Source organism: Duganella sp. Root198D2, assembly GCF_001428585.1.
In the GTDB taxonomy this organism is placed as follows: Bacteria; Pseudomonadota; Gammaproteobacteria; order Burkholderiales; family Burkholderiaceae_D; genus Rugamonas.
In genome coordinates, this window is the sequence record NZ_LMIC01000049.1 from 1 (window position 1) to 22,980 (window position 22,980).

38 protein-coding genes are annotated in these 22,980 nt (G+C 59.1%); 35 read left to right on the plus strand and 3 right to left on the minus strand.

Annotation, left to right across the window (positions count from 1 at the left end; all coding sequences use genetic code 11):
- The 9 genes from tuf to ASE26_RS25420 form a co-directional block, all read left to right on the plus strand.
- The coding region (gene tuf, locus ASE26_RS25385) for an elongation factor Tu (RefSeq protein WP_055937591.1) at positions 1-1,092 on the plus strand (1,092 nt) is incomplete at its 5' end.
- 35 nt (positions 1,093-1,127) lie between these two features.
- Positions 1,128-1,271: a hypothetical protein gene (locus ASE26_RS31895; protein WP_255357566.1), complete on the plus strand. Its 144-nt coding sequence runs from the start codon at positions 1,128-1,130 to the stop codon at positions 1,269-1,271.
- A gap of 113 nt (positions 1,272-1,384) precedes the next feature.
- Positions 1,385-1,702 (plus strand): 30S ribosomal protein S10, encoded by a 318-nt coding sequence (gene rpsJ, locus ASE26_RS25390; protein WP_028101676.1) that lies wholly within the window; start codon positions 1,385-1,387, stop codon positions 1,700-1,702.
- Between the two features lie 69 nt (positions 1,703-1,771).
- Positions 1,772-1,963, plus strand: a complete 192-nt coding sequence (locus tag ASE26_RS25395; RefSeq protein ID WP_055937594.1) for a lipoprotein — start codon at positions 1,772-1,774, stop codon at positions 1,961-1,963.
- 18 nt (positions 1,964-1,981) lie between these two features.
- Positions 1,982-2,701 (plus strand): two-component system response regulator CreB, encoded by a 720-nt coding sequence (creB, locus tag ASE26_RS25400; RefSeq protein ID WP_055937597.1) that lies wholly within the window; start codon positions 1,982-1,984, stop codon positions 2,699-2,701.
- Positions 2,698-4,092, plus strand: coding sequence for a two-component system sensor histidine kinase CreC (creC, locus tag ASE26_RS25405; protein ID WP_055937600.1), 1,395 nt, complete (start codon positions 2,698-2,700; stop codon positions 4,090-4,092). Before creB ends, creC begins: the two co-directional genes overlap by 4 nt.
- 239 nt (positions 4,093-4,331) lie before the next feature.
- Positions 4,332-5,324, plus strand: a complete 993-nt coding sequence (locus ASE26_RS25410; protein WP_055937603.1) for a phosphodiester glycosidase family protein — start codon at positions 4,332-4,334, stop codon at positions 5,322-5,324.
- Between the two features lie 100 nt (positions 5,325-5,424).
- Positions 5,425-6,789 (plus strand): cell envelope integrity protein CreD, encoded by a 1,365-nt coding sequence (gene creD, locus ASE26_RS25415; protein WP_162246602.1) that lies wholly within the window; start codon positions 5,425-5,427, stop codon positions 6,787-6,789.
- An 8-nt stretch (positions 6,790-6,797) separates the two neighbouring features.
- Positions 6,798-7,130, plus strand: coding sequence for a hypothetical protein (locus ASE26_RS25420; RefSeq protein ID WP_055937609.1), 333 nt, complete (start codon positions 6,798-6,800; stop codon positions 7,128-7,130).
- Between the two features lie 465 nt (positions 7,131-7,595).
- Here ASE26_RS25420 and ASE26_RS30315 read toward each other — a convergent pair whose 3' ends face one another.
- From ASE26_RS30315 to ASE26_RS25435, 3 genes are all read right to left on the minus strand, one after another.
- Positions 7,596-7,964 carry a DUF2784 domain-containing protein gene (locus tag ASE26_RS30315; RefSeq protein WP_082591479.1) on the minus strand — a complete coding sequence of 123 codons (369 nt, stop codon included), beginning with the start codon at positions 7,962-7,964 and terminating at the stop codon, positions 7,596-7,598.
- A gap of 84 nt (positions 7,965-8,048) precedes the next feature.
- A complete protein-coding gene (locus ASE26_RS25430) occupies positions 8,049-9,413 on the minus strand; it encodes a family 43 glycosylhydrolase (protein WP_229207300.1) in 1,365 nt (454 codons plus the stop codon).
- A gap of 80 nt (positions 9,414-9,493) precedes the next feature.
- A complete protein-coding gene (locus ASE26_RS25435; RefSeq protein ID WP_055937615.1) occupies positions 9,494-10,228 on the minus strand; it encodes a PEP-CTERM sorting domain-containing protein in 735 nt (244 codons plus the stop codon).
- A 229-nt stretch (positions 10,229-10,457) separates the two neighbouring features.
- Between ASE26_RS25435 and rplC the strand changes: the two genes are divergently transcribed.
- From rplC to rpsD, 26 genes are all read left to right on the plus strand, one after another.
- The gene (rplC, locus tag ASE26_RS25440; RefSeq protein ID WP_055937618.1) at positions 10,458-11,114 is read left to right on the plus strand and encodes a 50S ribosomal protein L3; all 657 of its coding nucleotides are present in this window, start codon (positions 10,458-10,460) and stop codon (positions 11,112-11,114) included.
- A 3-nt stretch (positions 11,115-11,117) separates the two neighbouring features.
- Positions 11,118-11,738, plus strand: coding sequence for a 50S ribosomal protein L4 (rplD, locus tag ASE26_RS25445; protein WP_028101666.1), 621 nt, complete (start codon positions 11,118-11,120; stop codon positions 11,736-11,738).
- The gene (gene rplW / locus ASE26_RS25450; protein WP_028101665.1) at positions 11,735-12,052 is read left to right on the plus strand and encodes a 50S ribosomal protein L23; all 318 of its coding nucleotides are present in this window, start codon (positions 11,735-11,737) and stop codon (positions 12,050-12,052) included. The genes rplD and rplW overlap by 4 nt, the downstream gene beginning before the upstream one ends.
- A complete protein-coding gene (gene rplB, locus ASE26_RS25455) occupies positions 12,052-12,879 on the plus strand; it encodes a 50S ribosomal protein L2 (protein ID WP_055937620.1) in 828 nt (275 codons plus the stop codon). Before rplW ends, rplB begins: the two co-directional genes overlap by 1 nt.
- A gap of 9 nt (positions 12,880-12,888) precedes the next feature.
- Positions 12,889-13,164, plus strand: coding sequence for a 30S ribosomal protein S19 (gene rpsS / locus ASE26_RS25460; RefSeq protein WP_055937623.1), 276 nt, complete (start codon positions 12,889-12,891; stop codon positions 13,162-13,164).
- On the plus strand, positions 13,161-13,493 hold the full coding sequence (gene rplV / locus ASE26_RS25465; RefSeq protein ID WP_170860297.1) for a 50S ribosomal protein L22: 333 nt from the start codon (positions 13,161-13,163) through the stop codon (positions 13,491-13,493). Before rpsS ends, rplV begins: the two co-directional genes overlap by 4 nt.
- A gap of 9 nt (positions 13,494-13,502) precedes the next feature.
- Positions 13,503-14,303, plus strand: coding sequence for a 30S ribosomal protein S3 (gene rpsC, locus ASE26_RS25470; RefSeq protein ID WP_055937629.1), 801 nt, complete (start codon positions 13,503-13,505; stop codon positions 14,301-14,303).
- Between the two features lie 2 nt (positions 14,304-14,305).
- Entirely contained in the window at positions 14,306-14,725 is a 420-nt protein-coding gene (gene rplP / locus ASE26_RS25475) for a 50S ribosomal protein L16 (RefSeq protein WP_028101660.1), read from the plus strand.
- Positions 14,726-14,737: 12 nt separating this feature from the next.
- Positions 14,738-14,929 (plus strand): 50S ribosomal protein L29, encoded by a 192-nt coding sequence (gene rpmC / locus ASE26_RS25480; protein WP_028101659.1) that lies wholly within the window; start codon positions 14,738-14,740, stop codon positions 14,927-14,929.
- On the plus strand, positions 14,926-15,192 hold the full coding sequence (gene rpsQ, locus ASE26_RS25485; protein ID WP_055937633.1) for a 30S ribosomal protein S17: 267 nt from the start codon (positions 14,926-14,928) through the stop codon (positions 15,190-15,192). Before rpmC ends, rpsQ begins: the two co-directional genes overlap by 4 nt.
- A gap of 249 nt (positions 15,193-15,441) precedes the next feature.
- A complete protein-coding gene (gene rplN, locus ASE26_RS25490) occupies positions 15,442-15,810 on the plus strand; it encodes a 50S ribosomal protein L14 (RefSeq protein ID WP_028101657.1) in 369 nt (122 codons plus the stop codon).
- An 11-nt stretch (positions 15,811-15,821) separates the two neighbouring features.
- Positions 15,822-16,136, plus strand: a complete 315-nt coding sequence (gene rplX / locus ASE26_RS25495; protein ID WP_055937637.1) for a 50S ribosomal protein L24 — start codon at positions 15,822-15,824, stop codon at positions 16,134-16,136.
- A 6-nt stretch (positions 16,137-16,142) separates the two neighbouring features.
- Positions 16,143-16,682 carry a 50S ribosomal protein L5 gene (gene rplE, locus ASE26_RS25500; protein WP_055937640.1) on the plus strand — a complete coding sequence of 180 codons (540 nt, stop codon included), beginning with the start codon at positions 16,143-16,145 and terminating at the stop codon, positions 16,680-16,682.
- A 6-nt stretch (positions 16,683-16,688) separates the two neighbouring features.
- On the plus strand, positions 16,689-16,994 hold the full coding sequence (gene rpsN / locus ASE26_RS25505) for a 30S ribosomal protein S14 (RefSeq protein ID WP_055937643.1): 306 nt from the start codon (positions 16,689-16,691) through the stop codon (positions 16,992-16,994).
- A gap of 14 nt (positions 16,995-17,008) precedes the next feature.
- Complete coding sequence (rpsH, locus tag ASE26_RS25510) at positions 17,009-17,404, plus strand: 30S ribosomal protein S8 (protein WP_055937646.1); 396 nt, start codon at positions 17,009-17,011, stop codon at positions 17,402-17,404.
- Positions 17,405-17,415: 11 nt separating this feature from the next.
- Positions 17,416-17,949 (plus strand): 50S ribosomal protein L6, encoded by a 534-nt coding sequence (gene rplF / locus ASE26_RS25515; protein ID WP_055937648.1) that lies wholly within the window; start codon positions 17,416-17,418, stop codon positions 17,947-17,949.
- Between the two features lie 13 nt (positions 17,950-17,962).
- A complete protein-coding gene (gene rplR / locus ASE26_RS25520; protein ID WP_028101651.1) occupies positions 17,963-18,325 on the plus strand; it encodes a 50S ribosomal protein L18 in 363 nt (120 codons plus the stop codon).
- A 10-nt stretch (positions 18,326-18,335) separates the two neighbouring features.
- Complete coding sequence (rpsE, locus tag ASE26_RS25525) at positions 18,336-18,854, plus strand: 30S ribosomal protein S5 (RefSeq protein ID WP_055937650.1); 519 nt, start codon at positions 18,336-18,338, stop codon at positions 18,852-18,854.
- Positions 18,855-18,868: 14 nt separating this feature from the next.
- Positions 18,869-19,045: a 50S ribosomal protein L30 gene (gene rpmD, locus ASE26_RS25530; protein WP_035373423.1), complete on the plus strand. Its 177-nt coding sequence runs from the start codon at positions 18,869-18,871 to the stop codon at positions 19,043-19,045.
- Between the two features lie 26 nt (positions 19,046-19,071).
- A complete protein-coding gene (gene rplO, locus ASE26_RS25535) occupies positions 19,072-19,503 on the plus strand; it encodes a 50S ribosomal protein L15 (protein ID WP_028101648.1) in 432 nt (143 codons plus the stop codon).
- A gap of 26 nt (positions 19,504-19,529) precedes the next feature.
- Entirely contained in the window at positions 19,530-20,864 is a 1,335-nt protein-coding gene (gene secY, locus ASE26_RS25540; protein WP_055937653.1) for a preprotein translocase subunit SecY, read from the plus strand.
- Positions 20,865-21,083: a translation initiation factor IF-1 gene (gene infA, locus ASE26_RS25545; RefSeq protein WP_005663428.1), complete on the plus strand. Its 219-nt coding sequence runs from the start codon at positions 20,865-20,867 to the stop codon at positions 21,081-21,083.
- A gap of 36 nt (positions 21,084-21,119) precedes the next feature.
- Positions 21,120-21,233: a 50S ribosomal protein L36 gene (gene rpmJ / locus ASE26_RS30320; RefSeq protein ID WP_082507582.1), complete on the plus strand. Its 114-nt coding sequence runs from the start codon at positions 21,120-21,122 to the stop codon at positions 21,231-21,233.
- 16 nt (positions 21,234-21,249) lie between these two features.
- Positions 21,250-21,615: a 30S ribosomal protein S13 gene (gene rpsM / locus ASE26_RS25550; RefSeq protein ID WP_055937656.1), complete on the plus strand. Its 366-nt coding sequence runs from the start codon at positions 21,250-21,252 to the stop codon at positions 21,613-21,615.
- 14 nt (positions 21,616-21,629) lie between these two features.
- Positions 21,630-22,034, plus strand: coding sequence for a 30S ribosomal protein S11 (rpsK, locus tag ASE26_RS25555; RefSeq protein ID WP_028101645.1), 405 nt, complete (start codon positions 21,630-21,632; stop codon positions 22,032-22,034).
- A 236-nt stretch (positions 22,035-22,270) separates the two neighbouring features.
- Positions 22,271-22,894, plus strand: a complete 624-nt coding sequence (gene rpsD / locus ASE26_RS25560; protein ID WP_055937659.1) for a 30S ribosomal protein S4 — start codon at positions 22,271-22,273, stop codon at positions 22,892-22,894.
- The last annotated feature ends 86 nt before the right edge of the window (positions 22,895-22,980 follow it).

The window sequence follows — 22,980 nt, forward strand, 5'->3', positions numbered from 1 at the left end:
ACCGTCCTGTCGAAGAAATTCGGCGGCGAAGCCAAAGCTTACGACCAGATCGACGCTGCTCCAGAAGAAAAAGCACGCGGCATTACCATCAACACCGCCCACGTCGAGTACGAGACTGCCAACCGTCACTACGCTCACGTTGACTGCCCAGGCCACGCCGACTACATCAAGAACATGATTACCGGTGCTGCGCAGATGGACGGCGCGATCCTGGTTTGCTCCGCAGCTGACGGCCCAATGCCACAGACCCGCGAGCACATCCTGCTGGCACGCCAGGTTGGCGTTCCATACATCATCGTGTTCCTGAACAAGTGCGACCTGGTCGACGACGCAGAACTGCTGGAACTGGTCGAAATGGAAGTGCGCGAGTTGCTCTCCAAGTACGAATTCCCAGGCGACGACCTGCCAATCATCAAAGGTTCGGCACGTATGGCGCTGGAAGGCGCAGCTGGCGAAATGGGCGAAGAGTGCATCATCCGCCTGGCTGAAGCCCTGGACACCTACATCCCGACCCCAGAGCGCGCAGTTGACGGCGCCTTCCTGATGCCTGTGGAAGACGTGTTCTCGATCTCCGGCCGCGGCACCGTGGTGACCGGTCGTGTTGAGCGCGGCATCATCAAGGTCGGCGAAGAAATCGAAATCGTCGGTATCATCGACACCGTGAAAACCACCTGCACCGGCGTGGAAATGTTCCGCAAGCTGCTGGACCAGGGTCAAGCCGGCGACAACGTTGGCCTGCTGCTGCGCGGCACCAAGCGTGAAGACGTTCAGCGTGGTCAGGTTCTGGCCAAGCCAGGTTCGATCAAGCCGCACGATCACTTCACCGGCGAGATCTACGTTCTGTCGAAAGATGAAGGCGGCCGTCACACCCCGTTCTTCAACAACTACCGTCCACAGTTCTACTTCCGTACCACCGACGTGACCGGTTCGATCGAGCTGCCAGCGGACAAAGAAATGGTTATGCCAGGCGACAACGTCTCCATCACCGTCAAGCTGATCTCCCCGATCGCGATGGAAGAAGGCCTGCGTTTCGCCATCCGTGAAGGCGGTCGTACCGTCGGCGCCGGCGTGGTAGCCAAGATCCTGGCTTAAGCCTCATCATGGCAAACGGCTTGTCTTNAAGATGTATGGGCGCGCAAAGCTGCCGTCTTCCTGCAATTCAAACCGTCAAGCTGATCTCCCCGATCGCGATGGAAGAAGGCCTGCGTTTCGCCATCCGTGAAGGCGGTCGTACCGTCGGCGCCGGCGTGGTAGCCAAGATCCTGGCTTAATCTGCCTGGGTGATTCAAACGGGCCGGCATGTGCTATCATGTCGGCCCGTCGCAGTAATTACATACATTGCCGGAAACATATTGTTGCCGGTTCGTTCTTTTAAGGAATAAGCATGTCCGCTCCAAACCAAAAGATCCGTATCCGCCTGAAGGCTTTCGACTACAAGCTGATCGACCAGTCCGCACTGGAAATCGTTGACACCGCCAAGCGCACCGGCGCTGTGGTAAAAGGCCCAGTTCCTCTGCCAACCCGCATCCAGCGTTACGACGTGCTGCGTTCCCCGCACGTGAACAAGACTTCGCGCGACCAGTTCGAAATCCGCACCCACCAGCGCCTGATGGACATCGTGGATCCAACCGACAAGACTGTTGACGCGCTGATGAAGCTGGACCTGCCAGCTGGCGTGGACGTCGAAATCAAACTGCAGTAATCCCGGTTTCGTCGCAAGACACCTGAAAAGCCCGCTCCTGAGCGGGCTTTTCTTTTTCAGGAGTAGCCAATGAAACGCATCGCAGTATTTGCCGCCATCGCGGCCCTGTCCCTGCTGGCCGCATGCGGCAGGAAGAACCCGGCCGACCAGGCGGCACAGGACATCAAGGCCATGGGCGCCCAGCGCGACAAGACGCAGGATGCACTGAAAAAGATGGAAGAGGCCCAGCAAAAGCAGAAAGAAGAAGCCGACAAGAACTGACGCGCTATACTGCCGCGCATGAGCGATAAGACCATCCTGATCGTCGAAGACGAACAAGCCATTGCAGACAGTATTGCCTTCGCCCTGGGCAAGGAAGGCTTCACCCCGCACCACGTGATGCTGGGCGAGCAGGCCCTGGCGGCCGCGCGCGACCTGGCGCCGGCGCTGGTGATCCTGGATGTCGGCCTGCCCGATATCAGCGGCCTTGATGTATGCCGCCGCCTGCGCCAGTTTTCCGAAGCGCCGGTGATTTTCCTGACCGCGCGCAGCGATGAAATCGACCGCATCGTCGGGCTGGAAATCGGCGCCGACGATTATGTGACCAAGCCGTTCTCGCCGCGCGAACTGGTGGCGCGCGTGCGCGTGATCCTGCGCCGCGCCGGGAATGGCAATGGTAATGGCGCCGTGCCAGCTGCCCAGGCCACACCGCCCGCCGCCTCGCGCACGCCGGCCTTCGAACTGCGCGCGGCCGAAGCCCGCATCCTGTTCGCCGGCCAGCCGCTCGACCTGACGCGTTATGAATACCTGCTGCTGAAAACGCTGGTCGAGCATCCCGGCCATGTGCTGTCGCGCGCCCAGCTGATGGACCGCGTCTGGTGCGACGCGCCGGAAACGCTGGACCGCACGGTGGACGCCCACGTCAAATCCCTGCGCGCCAAGCTGCGCGCCATCGACGACAACGCCGACCCGATCCAGACCCATCGCGGCATGGGTTACAGCCTGCAGCCCGGCGCATGAAGATCGGCCTGCGCATCCTGCTCGGCTACTTCCTGATCGTCGGCCTGGCAGCCTGGTTCCTGCTCAACGTCTTCGTGCAGGAGGTGAAACCTGGTGCCCGCTCCACGCTGGAAGCGGCCATGAACGACACCGCGCAGCTGCTGGCCCAGCTGGTCGCCGACGATGTAAAAGAGGGCGCTACTGAAACGGCCCTGCTGGCGAAGCTCGGCGCCGCCAGCCGCAACACCGATTACCGCATCACTATCGCCGGTGCTGATGGCATCGTGCGTTTCGACTCTGCCGGCAAGTCGGTCGGCAAGGACTACTCGCGCTGGAACGACGTCTACCTCACGCTGCGTGGCCAGTACGGTGCGCGCATGACGAGCGAAGTGCCGCGCGATTACAGCAGCCTCGGCATGTACGTCGCTGCGCCGGTGCGCGACGGCGAGCGCATCATCGGCGTGCTGACGGTTTCCAAGCCCATCTCCAGCGTGCAAGGCTTCATCGAGCGCAGCCAGCGCAAGATCCTCAAATGGGGCATTGTGCTGCTTGGCCTGTCGCTGCTGATCGGCGTCGCCATTACCTGGCGCATGGCCAGCACCGTCAACAAGCTGATGGTATTCGTGGAAGAGGTGCAGGCCGGCCGCAAAGCCGTCATGCCCAAGCTGGGTAGCAGCGAGATCAGCACGCTCGGCCACGCGCTGGAAGCCATGCGCGCCAAGCTGGAGGGCAAAGATTACGTCGAAACCCTGATGCATACGCTGACGCATGAACTGAAAAGCCCGATCGCCGCCATCCAGGCCACAGCCGAATTGCTGGAAGAAGACATGCCGCCCGAGCAGCGCCGCCGGTTCCTGTCCACCATCCAGGCCCAGAACGCGCGCCAGCGCGACCTGATCGACAAGCTGCTGGCCTTGGTGCGCGTGGAAAAGCAACAGCGCATCGACGACGCCGCGCCGCTCGATGTGGCAGGGCTGTTGCAGGACGTGGCATCAGACTACCAGGGGCGCCTCGCCGCGTGCTCGCTGCAGCTCATTGTCGACGCACCGCCGCAACTGCAGCTCCTCGGCGACCGCCTGCTACTGCGCCAGGCGCTTGGCAACCTGCTCGACAATGCAATCAGCTTCGCGCCGCGCGGCAGCTGCATCACCATGTCCGCGCGCAGCGAGGGCGACCTGCTGGAGATCGCGGTTACCGATAACGGCCCCGGCATTCCCGACTATGCGTTCGAACGCGTGTTCGAACGCTTCTACTCCCTGCCGCGTCCGAATGCACCAAAGAGCACTGGCCTCGGATTGCCCTTTGTGCGGGAGGTGATCGCGCTGCATGGCGGCACAGCGCAGGTTGCAAATGTGTCCGGCACTGGTTGCCGCGCCATGGTACGCCTGCCACAAAACTCGAAAAATACCTGAGCAATCTATTGCTGGGCACGAGGCGGGTAAGACATGTGACATGCTGGTGGACGGCGTTCCGGACGGTTGCGTGGTATCGCTGACAGACGTCAGTACCGATCAGGCGCCGCCTGACCTTCAAGAGCACGCGGTCGAGGGAGCTTGCATACCAAAATATTGACTGCGCTTCACGCCGAACGCATCGCCAACGCACAGCCGTTCCCCACACTGGCGCAATTTGCGCAAGTGACGGAGCACTCTTGAAACGGAAATCGATCTACCTTGTGTTGGCGCTGCTGGTGCTGGCGCTCCTTGTTGCCAGCATCTGGGTCCGGCAGCGCAACGGCGACTACGGCTTCAATGTACTGCAGCGGCGCGGCGGCACTTACTGGATCAAGATGGGCGCCGACGATGCCCGGTTGCCGCCATCCATGCGGGAAGCGCTCAAAGACATCGTGCCGGCAGTTTCGGCCGGCCAGTTCCACTGGCGCGAAGCGGAACCCGGCTTTGAGGTGGCTGACATGCCGGTGATGTCGGCAGATGGCGAAGTAGATCGCATCCTGCTGAACCGGATCGATCCACAGCGTTTCCGCTTCGCGGTGCGCAGCGCACCCGCAGGCGACAAAGGGCTGGATGAATGGGAGCGCGCCCTGCCCAGCGCCGTGCTGATCGTGAACGGCAGCTACTTCGGCCTGAAAGGCCAGCCCGATACGCCGTTCATCAGCGAAGGCGAACAGCTTGGTCCCCGCCAGTACAACGCTCGCGCCGGCGCCTTTGTTGCGCGCGAAGACGGAAGCGCAGCGCTGCACAACCTCGTGCAAGCTGATTGGCAGGATGCTTTCACGGGCGCACGCAATGCGATGGTTTCTTATCCACTCTTGCTGGGCGAAGATGGCGAGACGCACGTGAACGTGAAAAGCCGCTGGCTCGCCAATCGCACTTTCGTGGCGCAGGACCGGTCGGGACGCATCCTGGTCGGCACCACGAAAGAAGCATTTTTCTCGCTTGACCGCCTGGCAAGCTTTCTCAAGGACGCACCGCTGGACCTGAAGATGGCGCTCAACCTGGACGGCGGGCCAGTCGCTTGCCAGAGCGTGCGGCTGAACGGGTTCCAGCGCAGGTTCTATGCGCGATGGGAAGCGCAGGTGCGCGAGGGCGCACCGAAGGGAACGGAGGTGAGCTTGCTGCGCTGGCCTTTTGCGCAGGCGACGTGGGCCATGCCGGTCGCGCTGACGGTCGAGCGTGCGCGCTGAACTGGTGCGAAAAATATTCGCTTGCTTCACACAGAACGCATCGTCGCCGCACACCGGCTTTCTACACTGGCGCAACCATAACAACAGGATGCGCCATACCATGCAAAAGAAACTCCTATTCAAGGCCCTCATCGTCGGCATGCTGATGCTGCTGCTCGGCGTGCCGCTGGCCATGATCCAGTCCACCATCAGTGAACGCATCTCCTACCGCGACGAAGCGGCGCGCAGCATTGCCAACGATTCGGTCGGCGAGCAGCATATCTACGGACCAGTGCTGGTCATGCCGTACAGCGAGGTGTACACCGCCGAAGAGAAGGACAAGGACGGCAAGGCGGAGACGAAGCGCTACCGCAAGCAATCGCAGCACCTGGTGTTCCCCAACCAGCTTGAGGTCGTGTCCAATCTCGGCACCGAGCGCCGCCACCGCGGCATCCATCAGGTGCTGATGTTCAACGGCGCGCACAAGATCAACGGCGACTTCCTCGTGCCTGCCGTGGCCGAGCTGCCGCATACCGAGAGCGGCTCGCAGATCACGCCCGAGCGTCCGTACATCGCCCTGGCGGTGGCCGACGTGCGCGGCGTACGCGACATCCCGCGCCTGGTGTGGGGCACGCGCAGTGTCGAATTCGAGCAAGGGTCCGGCCTGCGTTCTTCGCGCCAGGGATTGCACGCCAAACTGTCGATGGAAGATGCTGCGGCGGGGCCGGTCAAGTTCAGCTTCAACTTGAACCTGGCGGGCATGAACAGCCAGGGCTTTGTCCCGCTGGCGCGCAATAACCGCTTTGTCATGTCCTCCCCTTGGCCGCATCCGCAATTCAGCGGCCGCTTCCTGCCGGAGCAATATAGCCTGGATGAGAAGGGCTTCCAGGCGGTGTGGCGCATTTCATCGCTGGCCAGCGAAGCGCAGTCGCAGCTCCGCCAGCGCGAGCAGTCGGCAGGACAGGGCGAAAATGCCATGCCCGCGCTTGACACTATCGAAGCCGCGTTTATCGAGCCGGTCAACGTGTATTCAATGGCCGACCGCGCCACCAAGTACGGCCTGCTGTTCGTGGCGCTGACCTTCGCTGCCTTCTTCCTGTTCGAAGTGATGAAACGGCTGCCGATCCACCCGGTGCAATACCTGCTGGTGGGCCTGGCACTGGCGCTGTTCTTCCTGCTGCTGGTCAGCCTGTCCGAGCACTATGACTTTGTCGCCTCCTACATCGCCGCCAGCGCCGCCTGCATCGTGCTGATTGGCTATTACCTGATGCACGTGCTGCACGACTGGAAGCGCGGCCTGGGCTTCGGCGCTGCGCTGTGCGCCTTGTACGGGATCTTGTTTGGTCTGCTCAACTCCGAGAACAATGCCCTGATGCTGGGCGCCATCCTGCTGTTCGCCGTGCTGGCCGCCATCATGGTCGCTACCCGCAAAGTGGACTGGTACAACCTGAACAACCCGGCAGTCCTGCCGGCAGAGCAGGCGTAAGCCAGGAGATGGCGGCGCAAGCGATACGCCTTGCGTTCCGGCTGCTGCTTGCCCTGCAGTTTGCAATCCTTGTTTTGCTCGAACACGCAGGGCTCACCAGGTTGCGCATCACCGAGTTTGGCGCGCGCGGCAATCCCGATACCTGGGACGTCCTCGTCGCTGTTCTGAATATCGGCTTTGCCGTGACGTACCTTGCTGCAGTCTTCATATCGGCAAGGAGCACGAAATTTTTCGGCATTGAGGCATGGCCGAGCCGGTTGGCCCACCTTGGCATGACGCTCACCTGCCCAGTAGCGGTCTGGTTGGCCTATGGTGTTTTATTCGGCTACCCGGCAAGTTGAGAAAGGAAACCTTTGATGAACGATATGAATGGTTTGCCGGCCCAGGCCGGCGCGCTGCTGCCGGGCGGCTTGCTCGCTCCATCCCTCGCTGAGGGCGCGCAACTGGTGCTGCTGTCTGGCTATACGGCCGGTGAGCCCGCCGGTCCGGTGCGGGTCGTGCTCGACCAGCGCGGCGCTCGCGTGGTGCTAGTGCTGGCCAGCTACGAGACGGTGGCCTGGGAGCTCGATGTGCGGCCTGGCACGGAACTGGTCGCAGTAGTCGCCAGCGCTTACCGCGCTGTCGCAGTGACCGGGCATGGCGCCGCGCCGGCGTATCGTTTGGCGCTGCCGTGTGCACCGACGCCGGACAGTGCCGCATACCAGGACCTGATGCAGATCCTGCAAACCCGGCTTGGGCGCAGCCGGCCGGATACTTTCCGGGGCTATGTACGTTTGCCCGAGCAAGTGGCGATTGCTTCCTGCGGATCAGCGGCGGGCGCCTCGGCGCAACCACAGCCGCGCGTACAGCAGAAGGTTCACGCCCAATACGACGCCCGCCACTATATGCTGCGCGGCAGGCGTCAGTCCGGCAGGGTAGATCAGGGGCAGCAGGTAATGCTCGATGAATCCATCCGCATAGCCCTGTTGGCCTGCGCGCACGCGTAATTCGTTTTCAAGATAGGTGAGCGGGCAGATGGCGCCCATCAGTTCAATGCCGATGGCCCACAGTGCAGCCGGCAAGTGCAGCCGCACGATGCGCGGCCAGCGCAGCGCCAGAAAAGCACCGAAAAGTGCGAACAGGATAAAGGCAAGATGCAGCAGCAGGAGCGCATCGGCAGCGAGGCGAGATAGCATCGCTGCATTCTACGCCCGCGTTCCGGACGAGCCCGTGTCACACCTTGGGGTCTGACCCCAGGGTGTGACACGGGCTCTGCCGTATTACGGGCGGGTAAAGCTCCATTGCTGGTTGCTGGCGTTCGTTAGCGGCCATTGGATGATTTGTGCGTTGTCGGCGGTGCTCTTGTTTTGCACGTCCATCACGTAGCCGCTCAGCAGGTTCTTTACTGTGTACCAGCCGCTGGACGGGCTGGCGAAGCTCCAGTGCTGGCCGTTGCCGGCCCAGTATGACCATTGCGCGATATTGGTGCCGGCGCTGGTGGAGTTTTCCCAGTTGTCCAGGCTGAGCAGGCTGCCGGCGTTGATCACGCTGTACTGGCCGTCACCATGACCGACCACATACCATTGCTGGTGCTTGCCGCCGCTGTAGCTCTGCTGTTGCACCATGGCGCCGTTGCTGGTGGAGGCGTTGGCTACCGCCAGTGCCTTGCCGCTCAGGCGCGACTTGATCACGTAGGGACCGTCGCTCATGCCGCCGCAGCCGGCGAAGTTGCTGAAGTTACGTGTCAGCGCTGGCCAGCCGCCGCTGTAAGTCATGCGCAGGATGTCGAGCTTGGCGTTGCCGCTGTCGTTCAGGTCGTAGTAGTGGATCGAGGTGAAATTGCAGCCGTCCTGCTTCAGCACGCCGATGTGGCCGGGGCCTTTGTATTTGCCGTCGACGTTCGGCAGCACGGTGCGGGTGCCGGAGTAGGGGCCGGTGATGCTGGTGGCGCGCTGTACTTCGACGTAGTAGGTGCTGTTCGAACCTTTGCAGCAGGCGCCGCGGTTGACGAACAGGTAGTAGTAGCCGCCGTCGCGCGTGATGTAGGGCGCTTCGATGTCCTGCCCGTTGCCGCCCCAGATTTTGCTGACATTGCCGGCCAGTTTGCCGCTCGACTGGTTGATCTCGGCCACGCCGATGCCGCCGAAGAAGGAGCCGTAGCTCATATACACCTTGCCGTCATGGTCGCGGTACAGGGCCGGGTCGATGGCGTTGATCTCGCTGCTGCCGCCAAATGATTCGACCACGATGCCAAGGTCGGTCCAGGCCGGGTTCTTCAGCGAGGCCGAGCGGGCGACGCCGATGGCGGAGCTGGAGGTGCCGAAGGTCGATACCGAGTAGTAGATGTAGTAATACCCGTTCATGTGGATCACGTCCGGCGCCCAGAACGAGCCGCTGAAGTTGGGGATCTTGTTGGCGACCCAGCTTGGGGTGGTGCCGAACACCGGCCCCGGGCCGCCCTGCCAGCTTGCCAGGTCGGTCGAGGTGGAATACCAGATCCCGCTACCGGTGGTGAAATTGAAATAAGTATCGCCGTCCTTGGTGATGGTGCCCGGGTCATGGGCATTTTGCAGTCCGGCCAGGTTGATGGCCTGCGCCGCCAGGGCGGGCAGGCACAGGCAGAGTACTGCCAGCAGTTTTTTCATCAGGTCTCCTTTTATGGTTATAGGGCGCACTGGCCCATCACCACATTAGGATTCCTTGCGCCCGCCCACCAATGAGTTTTTCAGGCGCTGCGATACCGTTTCCGGCATGCCCCCAGCAGGCCGAGCCCGCCAACCAGCATGCCCCAGCCGGCCGGTTCCGGTACCGGCAAAGGCGGCATGGCACCGACCGACAGGTTGCTGCTCCATAGCAGTTGCTGGTTGGTGTTCGTATTGTTGGTCCAGCTCACCGAAAAGTTGTCGGTATAGCCATCAGGATCGTCGGCCAGGTAGGTAGTGCGCCTGTAGTTGTTGCGGCATTCGCCCGGCGCCAGGTCGAGGCAGACGCCGGCCATCGCGGAGCCGAAGGCTTGGGCTGTCGTGCTGTTCTCGAATTCCAGCCCGACCTGGCCGCTGACGGTGATACTGGCGCCCGGCGCGAGGTAAACCGTGGTGTTGGTCCACAGCTCGGTATGGCCCCGGGTCCAAGGGGCATCGCTATCGACCATGGCGACATACAGCTCGCCGCCACCGCCCAGGGCATCCCAGCTGCCGCGGGTCAGCGAACCGCCGTGGCTGGACGAGGTGGCCAGCGGCGCCCAGCTATCGTTGTGGCTATCGGTGCCGGAAATCTCCTCGCCATGACCGGCATTGAGAATGCGCGACGACATTTCCCAGTAGCCGGGCTGTAGCGCGACATTGCCGCTGGTCTGGATCTGCAGCTGGTCCAGGCTCAGGATGGCGCCGACCACACCGGCGCGGGCAGGGGAAATGGCCATGAGGGCCGCCAGGACAGCAGGAATTGCCAGTTTAACCATGCTTACCTCCTTGCGCGAAGTGGGCAATCTTAACTGTGAGTCAATTCATGGCGGCGCCCGCTTGCCGGATGGCTAAAACACCTGACATACCTCGTACAAAGCTGTTGCGTCAAGGGGGGAATGGCGGTACACTAGCCGGCTTCGGTATGGGTTCGTCTTTTTTATGGCCCGTATCTTTTTTTGTAGTTAAACAAAGCCCCGCCCAATCGTAGGTGGGAATGGAGAAAAAATGAGCCTTGGCCTCCTCGGTCGCAAGGTTGGTATGATGCGCATCTTCACCGATGACGGGGATTCGATCCCAGTCACCGTGTTGGACGTATCGAACAACCGTGTTGCGCAAATCAAAACTCCTGAAGTGGATGGTTATTCCGCTGTTCAGGTTGTCTTCGGTCAGCGTCGCGCATCCCGCGTGACTAAAGCTGCTGCCGGTCACTACGCTAAAGCAGGTGTTGAAGCTGGTTCCTTTATCAAGGAATTCCGCGTTGACGCAGCTAAAGCAAACGAACTGAAAGCTGGTGAAGTTATCGCCGCTTCCCTGTTCGAAGTCGGTCAGAAGATCGACGTGCAAGGTGTGTCGATTGGTAAAGGCTACGCCGGTACCATCAAGCGTCACAACTTCGCATCGGGTCGTCAAACCCACGGTAACTCCCGTTCGCACAACGTACCAGGCTCGATCGGTATGGCGCAGGATCCAGGCCGTGTGTTCCCAGGTAAGCGCATGACCGGTCACATGGGCGACGTCACCGTCACCACCCAGAACCTGGAAATCGCTCGTATCGACGCTGATCGCCAGCTGCTGCTGGTGAAGGGTGCAGTACCAGGCGCGAAAAACGGCCAGGTTGTTGTATCGCCAGCTGTTAAAGTTAAAGCAAAGAAGGGAGCTTAATCGATGGAACTGAAGCTCTTGAACGCGCAAGGTCAAGTCGCGTCGAACGTAGCCGCCGCTGACACCGTCTTCGGCCGTGACTACAACGAAGCACTGATCCACCAAGTCGTCGTTGCTTACGCTGCTAACGCACGTAGCGGTAACCGCAAGCAAAAAGACCGTGAAGAAGTCCACCACACGACCAAGAAGCCATGGCGCCAAAAAGGCACCGGCCGCGCTCGTGCTGGTATGTCCTCCTCCCCGCTGTGGCGTGGTGGTGGCCGCATCTTCCCGAACTCGCCTGACGAGAATTTCACCCACAAGGTCAACAAGAAGATGTATCGCGCAGGTATCTGCTCGATCCTGTCTCAGCTGGCCCGTGAAGAGCGTCTGGTTGTGATCGAAGACCTGTCGATCGAAGCCCCTAAGACCAAGCTGCTGTCGCAAAAGCTGACCGGCATGGGTCTGGACTCGGTCCTGATCGTTACCGACACCATCCAGGAAAACCTGGAACTGGCTTCCCGCAACCTGCCGAACGTGCTGGTTGTCGAGCCGCGTCACGCTGACCCAATGTCCCTGGTCTTCTACAAGAAGGTCCTGGTCACCAAGGCAGCCCTGGCACAGATTGAGGAGATGCTGGCATGAGCGCAGTTATCAAACACAGCGAAGAGCGCCTGATGAAGGTGCTGCTGGCTCCGGTCATTTCCGAAAAAGCCACCATGGTTGCGGAAAAGAACGAACAGATCGTGTTCCTGGTATCCAAGGATGCGACCAAGCCAGAAATCAAGGCCGCCGTTGAACTGCTGTTCAAGGTTGAAGTGGAATCGGTGCAGACCGTGAACCGCGAAGGTAAGGTTAAGCGTTCCGGCCGTTTCGTCGGTCGCCGCAACCACACCAAGCGTGCTTTCGTGTGCCTGAAGCCAGGCCAGGAAATCAATTTCACCGAGGAGGCTAAATAATGGCACTCGTTAAGATGAAGCCAACCTCCCCAGGCCGTCGCGGCATGGTGAAGGTTGTGAACAGCGACCTGTACAAAGGTCGTCCGTTCGCCGCCCTGCTGGAAAAGAAGTCGAAGACTGCTGGCCGTAACAACAACGGCCACATCACCACCCGCCACATCGGCGGAGGCCACAAGCAGCACTACCGTATTGTGGACTTCAAGCGCAACAAGGATGGCATCCCTGCGAAAGTGGAACGGATCGAATACGATCCAAACCGTACCGCACACATCGCCCTGCTGTGCTACGCCGACGGCGAGCGCAAGTACATCATCGCCCCTAAAGGCGTTGCTGTCGGCGACACCCTGCTGAACGGTTCGGAAGCGCCGATCAAGGCCGGCAACTGCCTGCCAATCCGTAACATCCCAGTCGGCACCAACATCCACTGCGTGGAAATGCTGCCAGGTAAAGGTGCCCAGATGGCCCGTACCGCTGGTGCTGTTGTGGTCCTGATGGCCCGTGAAGGTACCTACGCCCAGGTTCGCCTGCGCTCCGGCGAAGTGCGCCGCGTGCACATCGAGTGCCGCGCCACCATCGGCGAAGTCGGCAATGCTGAGCACAGCCTGCGCAAGATCGGTAAAGCCGGTGCCATGCGCTGGCGCGGTGTTCGCCCAACCGTCCGCGGTGTGGTCATGAACCCGATCGACCACCCGCACGGTGGTGGTGAAGGCCGTACCGCAGCTGGTCGTCATCCAGTATCGCCATGGGGCCAGCAGACCAAGGGTAAGAAGACTCGCTCGAACAAGCGTACTTCTTCGATGATCGTCTCTCGCCGCGGCAAGAAATAAGGATAAACCATGACTCGTTCATTGAAAAAAGGGCCGTTCTGCGACGCCCACCTGGTGAAAAAAGTCGAAACCGCGCAAGCGACCAAAGACAAAAAGCCAATTAAAACCTGGTCCCGTCGCTCGACGATCATGCCTGACTTCATCGGTCTGACCATTGCCGTGCACAACGGCAAGGTCCACGTGCCTGTGTACGTTTCCGAGAACATGGTTGGTCACAAGCTCGGCGAATTCGCGCTGACCCGTACCTTCAAGGGCCACGCTGCTGACAAAAAGGCTAAGAAATAATGGAAACCAAAGCTATCCTCAAAGGCGTGCGCCTGTCGGATCAAAAAGGTCGCCTGATCGCTGACCTGATTCGCGGCAAGAAGGTTGACGCTGCGCTGAACATTCTGCAGTTCAGCCCTAAGAAAGGCGCGTTCATCGTCAAGAAAGTGCTGGAGTCCGCTATTGCGAACGCCGAGCACAACGACGGTGCCGACATCGACGAGCTGGTCGTCAAGACCATTTACGTCGAAAAGGGCCCGGTCCTGAAGCGCTTCACTGCACGCGCTAAAGGTCGTGGCGACCGTATCTCGAAACAATCCTGTCACATTTACGTGACTGTCGGTAACTAAGGAGCTGCGATGGGTCAGAAAATTCATCCAACCGGTTTCCGTCTGGCGGTCACCCGTAACTGGGCATCTCGCTGGTACGCAACCAACGGTAACTTCGCTTCCATGCTGAACGAAGACCTGAAGGCACGTGCTTTCCTGAAGAAGAAGCTGAAAAACGCTTCCGTAGGCCGCATCGTCATCGAGCGTCCTGCCAAGAACGCACGCTTCACCGTGTACAGCTCGCGTCCTGGCGTCGTGATCGGCAAGAAGGGCGAAGACATCGAAGTGCTGAAGTCCGCCCTGACCAAGATCATGGGCGTGCCAGTGCACGTGAACATCGAAGAAATCCGCAAGCCGGAAATCGACGCTCAGCTGATCGCTGACTCGATCTCGCAGCAGCTGGAAAAGCGTATTATGTTCCGCCGCGCCATGAAGCGCGCCATGCAGAACGCAATGCGCCTGGGCGCCCAGGGCATCAAGATCATGTCCTCGGGTCGTCTGAACGGCATCGAGATCGCCCGTACCGAATGGTATCGCGAAGGCCGCGTGCCTCTGCATACCCTGAAGGCGGACATCGACTACGGTACCTCCGAAGCTTCCACCACCTACGGCATCATCGGTGTCAAGGTGTGGGTGTACAAGGGTGACCGCTCCGCCACCGGCGAAGCACCAGTCATCGACACCCCGGCCGAAGAGAAGAAGCCACGTGGCCCGCGCCGCGAAGACGGCAAGCCAGCAGGCCGCCGCCCAGCAGGTGCCGGTGCTAAACCAGGCGCACCAGCCGCCCGCCGCGCTGCCAAGCCGGCTGCAGCTGATAAAGCAGGAGAATAAGCATGCTGCAACCTAGCCGCAGGAAATATCGTAAAGAGCAGAAAGGCCGCAACACCGGCATTTCGCACTCCACCGGCACTAACGTGTCGTTCGGTGAATTCGGCCTGAAGGCCGTGGCACGTGGTCGTATCACCGCGCGCCAGATCGAGTCCGCACGTCGTGCGATGACCCGTCACATCAAACGTGGTGGCCGTATCTGGATCCGTGTATTCCCAGACAAGCCGATCTCCAACAAGCCTGCCGAAGTCCGTATGGGTAACGGTAAAGGTAATCCGGAGTACTACGTTGCCGAAATCCGTCCAGGCAAAGTCCTGTACGAAATGGATGGCGTTGGCGAAGAACTGGCACGCGAAGCGTTCCGTCTGGCTGCTGCTAAACTGCCTCTGGCTACCACCTTCGTGGTGCGCCAGGTTGGCCAATAATTGGAGTGAAATATGAAAGCATCTGAACTCCGTGGCAAAGACCAGGCTGCACTGCAGAAAGAACTGAACGACCTGCTGAAGGCGCAGTTCGGTCTGCGCATGCAAGCTGCTACCCAGCAGCTGGGCAACAGTTCGCAGCTGAAGAAGGTCCGCCGCGACATCGCCCGCGTAAAAACGGTAATGAACTCGAAGGAAGCGAAATGACCGAACAAGTTAAGCTGAAGCGTACTCTGATCGGTAAAGTCGTGTCCGACAAGATGGACAAGACCGTTACCGTTCTGATCGAACGTCACGTCAAGCACCCTCTGTATGGCAAGATCATCGTTCGTAGCGCCAAGTACCACGCGCACGACGAGACCAACCAGGTCAAAGCCGGTGACACGGTAGAGATCGTGGAAGGTCGTCCGATCTCCAAAACGAAGGCGTGGACGGTGACCCGTGTAGTGCAAGCTGCACAAATCGTCTAAGTAAGTTGCAAGCCGGGAGCGTGAGTTCCCGGCCACAATTTAATTAGTTCTTGCAGGCCCGCAGGTTTTATGTGATACTTGCGGGCTTCGTCCATGTATCCGCCGCAAAGTTTCTCTCCGCAGACGCGATAGCGGTCAGTACTTGTATGAAGATCAAGCACCCAATCAGCCATTTTGGCTGGCGGGACCAAGACTGACCGATATCCGCATTGTGTGGATTCTTCGGCTTAAGTTGGGAAAGAGATAACTATGATTCAAACTGAAAGCCGGCTCGAAGTGGCCGACAACACCGGTGCCAAGGAAGTCATGTGCATCAAGGTGTTGGGCGGTTCCAAGCGCCGTTACGCTGGCATCGGCGACGTGATCAAAGTCACCGTTAAGGTGGCTCAGCCTCGCGGCCGTGTCAAAAAAGGTGAAATTTATAACGCCGTGGTAGTGCGCACCGCTAAGGGTGTGCGTCGCCAGGACGGTTCGCTGGTGAAGTTCGACGGCAATGCTGCTGTCCTGCTGAACAACAAGCTGGAACCGATCGGTACCCGTATCTTTGGACCAGTGACGCGCGAACTGCGCACTGAGAAGTTCATGAAGATCGTGTCCCTGGCACCGGAAGTCCTGTAAGGAGTCAGACAATGGATAAGATTCGCAAAAACGACGAAGTCATCGTCCTGACTGGTAAGGACAAGGGCAAGCGCGGCGTAGTGACCCAGCGTGTAGACGCTGAGCACGTCGTGGTTGATGGCGTTAACGTGGCTAAAAAAGCCGTTAAGCCGAACCCGATGACTGGTGTTCAAGGTGGCATCGTCGATAAGACCATGCCTATTCACGTGTCCAACGTTGCTCTGTTCAACGCTGCGACCGGTAAGGCAGATCGCGTAGGCTTCAAAGAAGTGGACGGTAAAAAAGTCCGCGTCTTCAAGTCCTCCGGCGAAGTAGTGAAAGGGTAATCAGAAATGGCCCGTCTGCAACAACTGTACAAAGACAAGATCGTCGCTGAGCTGACCGGTAAATTCGGTTACTCCTCCGTGATGGAAGTGCCGCGCCTGACCAAGATCACCCTGAACATGGGTCTCTCGGAAGCCGTGGCTGACAAGAAAATCATCGAGCACGCTGTTGGCGACCTGACCAAGATCGCCGGCCAGAAGCCAGTCATCACCAAGGCCCGTAAGGCAATCGCAGGTTTCAAGATCCGCGAAGGCTACCCGATCGGTACCATGGTGACCCTGCGCGGCGCCCGCATGTATGAATTCCTGGACCGTCTGATCACCGTGGCCCTGCCGCGCGTGCGTGACTTCCGTGGTGTGTCTGGCAAATCCTTCGATGGCCGTGGTAACTACAACATCGGCGTGAAAGAACAGATCATCTTCCCGGAAATCGAGTACGACAAGATCGACGCACTGCGTGGTATGAACATTTCGATCACCACCACCGCGAAGACCGACGATGAAGCCAAAGCGCTGCTCGCCGCCTTTAAATTCCCGTTCAGGAACTAAACGATCATGGCAAAACTCGCACTGATTAACCGTGAACAGAAGCGTGCTGACCTGGTAGCCAAGTTTGCTGCCAAGCGCGCCGCTCTGAAGGCCATCATTGATGACCAGACCAAGTCGGAAGAAGAGCGTTACGAAGCGCGCCTGAAACTGCAGGCACTGCCGCGTAACTCGGCTCCAACCCGTCAGCGTAACCGCTGCCAGGTCACCGGTCGCCCACGTGGCACCTTCCGTAAATTCGGCCTGGGTCGTATCAAGCTCCGTGAATTCGCCATGCGTGGCGAGATCCCGGGTATGACCAAAGCCAGCTGGTAATAGGAGAATAAGCAATGAGTATGAGCGATCCTATCGCCGATATGCTGACCCGTATTCGCAACGCACAAACCGTGCAAAAGACCTCCGTGGCAATGCCATCGTCGAAGGTTAAAGTTGCGATTGCCAACGTCCTGAAAGACGAGGGTTACATTGAAGATTTCGCCGTGTCCACCAACGAGGGCAAGTCGGAACTGAAAATCGGTTTGAAATATTATGTAGGCCGTCCTGTGATCGAACGTCTGGAACGTGTTTCGCGTCCAGGCCTGCGTATCTACAAAGGCAAAGATGAGATCCCAACCGTGATGAACGGCCTGGGCGTGGCAATCGTGTCGACCCCGCAAGGCGTCATGACCGATCGCAAGGCGCGCGCTACCGGTGTTGGTGGCGAAGTCATCTGCTTCGTGGCTTAAGGAGTAACACAATGTCTCGTGTAGCTAAAATGCCGATCGTTGTGCCTGCTGGCGCCGAAGTTGCCATCTCCGCACAAGCGATCACCGTCAAGGGCCCACTGGGCACCCTGACCCAGAGCCTGAACGGCCTGGTTAAAGTTGAAAACAATGCTGGCACCCTGTCCTTCGACGTGGTCAATGACAGCCGTGAATCGAACGCCATGTCCGGCACCCTGCGTGCCCTGGTCAACAACATGGTCGTGGGCGTAACCAAGGGCTTCGAGAAGAAGCTGTCCCTGGTCGGCGTGGGCTACAAAGCCCAGGCCCAAGGCGACAAGCTGAACCTGTCCCTGGGCTTCTCGCACCCGGTCGTTCACGACATGCCTGCCGGCGTCAAGGTGGCAACCCCGACCCCAACCGAGATCATCATCTCTGGCGTTGATCGCCAAAAGGTTGGCCAGGTGGCTGCCGAAGTGCGTGCTTACCGCTCCCCTGAGCCTTATAAGGGCAAGGGTGTCCGCTATGTGGACGAAGTGGTTAAGCTCAAAGAAACCAAGAAGAAGTAATTAGGGGCTGACGATGGACAAAAAAGAATCTCGTCTGCGCCGCGGACGTCAAACTCGCATCAAGATCGCGCAACTGAAAGTGAACCGCCTGTCGGTGCACCGCACTAACCTGCACATTTACGCGAACCTGATCAGCCCAGACGCCAAAGTTCTGGTTTCGGCCTCGACCGTGGAAGCGGAAGTTCGCGCCGAGCTGGCTGGCAAGTCGGGCAAGGGTGGCAACGCCGCCGCTGCCGCACTGGTTGGCAAGCGTGTCGCAGAAAAAGCACTGAAAGCGGGCATCACCGAAGTCGCCTTCGACCGCTCCGGTTTCCGTTACCACGGCCGCATCAAGGCGCTGGCTGAAGCCGCGCGTGAAGCTGGCCTGAAGTTCTAAGGGTACGATCATGGCAAAAATGCAAGCAAAAATGGCATCCGATAAGCCGGATGATGGCATGCGCGAAAAGATGATCGCGATCAACCGCGTGACCAAAGTGGTCAAGGGTGGTCGCATCATGGGCTTCGCCGCGCTGACCGTGGTTGGTGACGGCGATGGCCGCATCGGCATGGGCAAGGGCAAGTCGAAGGAAGTTCCGGTCGGTGTGCAGAAGGCAATGGAAGAAGCCCGTCGCAACCTGATCAAGGTTCCTCTGAAGAACGGCACCCTGCAGCACACCGTCACCGGCCGCCACGGCGCGTCGAAAGTGATGATGTCGCCAGCTAAGCCAGGTACCGGCGTGATCGCAGGTGGCGCAATGCGCGCTATCTTCGATGTGATGGGCGTGACCGACGTCGTGGCGAAATCCACCGGCTCGAACAACCCGTACAACCTGGTGCGCGCCACCCTGGACGGCCTGGCCAAAATGAGCACTCCAGCTGACATCGCCGCCAAGCGCGGTAAGTCGGTTGAAGAGATCCTGGGTTAATAGGGAGCACTTCAATGAGCACTATCAAAGTCAAACTGGTGAAGGGCCTGATCGGCACCCGTCAAGACCACCGCGCAACCGTGCGTGGCCTGGGCCTGCGTCGTGTGAACTCTGTCAGCGAACTGCAGGACACTCCTGCTGTGCGCGGCATGATCAACAAGGTCGCCTACCTCGTTAAAGTCGTTTCCTAAGCGACCCTTAGGAACTGGAGAAAACAATGCAACTGAATACCATTCAACCAGCAGAAGGCGCGAAGCACGCTAAGCGCCGCGTTGGCCGCGGTATCGGCTCCGGCCTGGGTAAAACCGCAGGCCGCGGCCATAAAGGTCAGAAATCGCGTTCGGGCGGCTTCCATAAAGTCGGCTTCGAAGGCGGTCAAATGCCTCTGCAGCGTCGTCTGCCTAAGCGTGGCTTCAAATCCCTGAATGCCACTTTCAAGGCTGAAGTGCGTCTGTCCGACCTGAACGCCCTGGCTGTCGGTGAAGTCGACATCCTGGTGCTGAAACAGGCCGGCGTGCTGAATGTTCTGGCACGCGACGTACGTGTTATCGCTTCCGGCGAAATCACTAAAGCAGTGACCGTTAAAGGCCTGAAAGTGACCGCTGGCGCGAAAGCAGCCATCGAAGCAGCTGGCGGCTCGGTAGCCTGAGTCAGCTAGCTTAATCGGAGCGAAAATTGGCAACAAACCAACAGCTTGCTAAATCCGCCGCCGCCGGCTTCCCTTGGAACCGGCTGTGGTTTTTGCTGGGCGCTCTGGTGGTGTACCGTATCGGTGCACACATCCCTGTGCCGGGTGTCAACCCGGTAGAGCTGGCACGGTTGTTTGAATCGCAGCAGAACGGCATCCTGGGCATGTTCAACATGTTCTCGGGTGGCGCGCTGTCGCGTTTCACGATCTTTGCCCTGGGCATTACTCCATACATTTCGGCCTCGATCATCATGCAGCTGGTGTCGATCGTGTCGCCGACCATGGAGGCGCTGAAAAAAGAAGGTGAATCGGGCCGTCGCAAGATTACCCAGTACACCCGTTATGCAACTGTCGGTCTGGCACTGTTCCAGGCGTTCGGCATCGCGGTCGCGCTGGAATCCCAGCCTGGCCTGGTGATCGACCCTGGCATGGGCTTCCGCTTCGTCACCGTGGTGACGCTGCTGACCGGCACCATGTTCGTGATGTGGTTGGGCGAGCAGATTACCGAGCGCGGCCTTGGTAACGGCATCTCGATCATCATCTTCGCCGGTATCGCGGCTGGTCTGCCGAGTGCCTTGGGTGGCTTGTTCACCCAGGTCAGCAACAACCAGATCAACGCTTTCTCGGGGATCGTCATCGTGGTCCTGGTGGCAGCTGTCACCTACGCCGTGGTGTTCGTCGAACGTGGCCAGCGCAAGATCCTGGTCAACTATGCCAAACGTCAGGTCGGTAACAAGATCTACGGTGGGCAGACCAGCCACCTGCCGCTCAAGCTCAACATGGCAGGCGTAATCCCGCCGATCTTCGCTTCGTCGATTATCTTGTTCCCGGCTACCATCGTGGACTGGTTTTCGAAAGGTGCGGACACCTCTAACCCGGTGGTCCGCTTCCTGAAAGATCTGGCTGCGTCGATGGCTCCTGGTGAGCCAATCCATGCACTGCTGTACGCCGTGGCAATCATTTTCTTCTGCTTCTTCTACACCGCACTGGTGTTCAACAGCAAAGAAACTGCGGACAACTTGAAGAAGAGCGGGGCCTTTGTGCCAGGGATTCGTCCCGGTGAGCAGACAGCCCGTTACATCGACAAGATCCTGATGCGATTGACCCTGGCGGGTGCCGTGTACATCACCGTAGTCTGCCTGCTGCCGGAATTCATGCAGAGCTACTGGAAGGTGTCGTTCTATTTTGGTGGTACTTCGCTGTTGATTATTGTAGTTGTGACCATGGACTTCATGGCCCAAGTGCAAAATTATGTGATGTCGCAGCAATATGAATCGCTGCTGCGCAAAGCTAACTTCAAGGGCGGGCTTCCGACACGATAAATGGCAAAAGACGACGTAATTCAGATGCAGGGCGAGATCCTGGAGAACTTGCCCAATGCAACTTTTCGGGTAAAGCTGGAAAACGGCCACGTGGTACTCGGCCACATTTCGGGTAAAATGCGTATGAACTACATCCGCATTCTCCCTGGCGACAAAGTCACGGTTGAATTGACGCCGTACGACCTGTCCCGGGCCCGTATTGTGTTCCGGACAAAGTAATTAATTAAGCAATTTCGAACATAAGAGAGTGCAATCATGAAAGTTAACGCTTCAGTTAAGCGCATCTGCCGCAACTGCAAGATCATCAAGCGCAAGGGCGTGGTCCGCGTAATCTGCGTGGAAGCTCGTCACAAGCAGCGTCAAGGTTAATTCGAGGGAATAACGAATGGCACGTATTGCAGGGGTTAACATCCCAAATCATAAGCACACCGTTATCGGCCTGACCGAGATTTACGGTATCGGCCGTCCTCGTTCGCAGTTCATCTGCGCACAAGCCGGCGTTGCAACCAACAAGAAGGTCAAGGACCTGGACGACAGCGAACTCGAGAAGCTGCGTGAAGAAATCGGCAAATTCATCGTGGAAGGCGACCTGCGCCGCGAGCTGTCGATGAACATCAAGCGTCTGATGGATCTGGGTTGCTACCGCGGTATGCGTCACCGTAAGGGCCTGCCGGTCCGCGGTCAGCGCACCCGCACCAATGCACGTACCCGCAAGGGCCCGCGCAAAGCCGCTCAATCGCTGAAGAAATAATCTAGGGAACTACTATGGCTAAGCAACAAAGCTCCGCAGCAGCCGCTCGCGTACGCAAGAAAGTCAAGAAGAACGTCGCTGAAGGTATCGCACACGTTCACGCTTCCTTCAACAACACCATCATCACCATCACCGACCGCCAGGGCAACGCTCTGTCGTGGGCGACCTCCGGTGGTGCTGGCTTCAAGGGTTCGCGTAAGTCGACCCCGTTCGCAGCGCAGGTTGCTGCTGAAGCCGCTGGTAAAGTTGCGCAGGAATGCGGCGTGAAGAACCTGGAAGTTCGCATCAAGGGCCCTGGTCCTGGCCGCGAATCCGCTGTTCGCGCACTGAACAACCTGGGCATCAAGATCACCGAGATCCAGGACGTGACTCCAGTGCCGCACAACGGCTGCCGTCCTCCTAAGCGTCGTCGCATCTAATAGTCAGTCTGACATTGGCCGGTTCGGTGTGAACCGGCCACCGTCTTCTGCAATCAAAATCGCTGGAACAGTGAACCGGAAACGGTTATACTGTCCGGCTATTTTTGCCTTCTCGCGCCGCATCTGTGGCCGCGTTGGCAATGTTGAGCCACCGCCTGCTTGTCAGTGGAGCAGGCTAGCGCCTAACCGCATCCCGATGCGGCTGGGGCGTCATCTAAATCATTAAGGAAAATACCGTGGCACGTTATATCGGACCAAAAGCAAAACTGTCCCGCCGTGAAGGCACCGACCTGTTCCTGAAGAGCGCACGCCGCTCGCTCGATTCCAAGTGCAAACTGGACGTCAAGCCAGGCCAGCACGGCGTGAAATCCGGCGCCCGCACCTCCGACTACGGCAACCAGCTGCGCGAAAAGCAGAAGGTCAAGCGTATGTACGGCGTGCTGGAACGCCAGTTCCGTCGCTACTTCGCTGAAGCTGAGCGCCGCAAGGGCCCAACCGGCGAAACCCTGCTGTCCCTGCTGGAATCCCGCCTGGACAACGTTGCCTACCGCATGGGCTTCGGCTCGACCCGCTCGGAAGCGCGTCAGCTGGTTTCCCACAAAGCCTTCACCGTGAACGGCCAAGTGGTGAACATCCCTTCGTTCAACGTGAAGACCGGCGACGTGATCGCTGTGCGCGAAAAGTCGAAGAAGCAGACCCGTATCGTCGAAGCGCTGTCGCTGGCCGAACAAGTTGGCATGCCAGCTTGGGTGTCGGTTGACTCCAAGAAAATGGAAGGTACCTTCAAGTCCCTGCCAGAGCGCAACGAAATCGCTGCTGACGTCAACGAATCGCTGATCGTCGAACTGTATTCCCGTTAATCCCGGGTTGCTGTACCAAGGCGGGACTGGCTCCCGCCTTTTCCATTTAATGCCATCAGCCTTATCGGTGTAACGAGCCGAGGGTA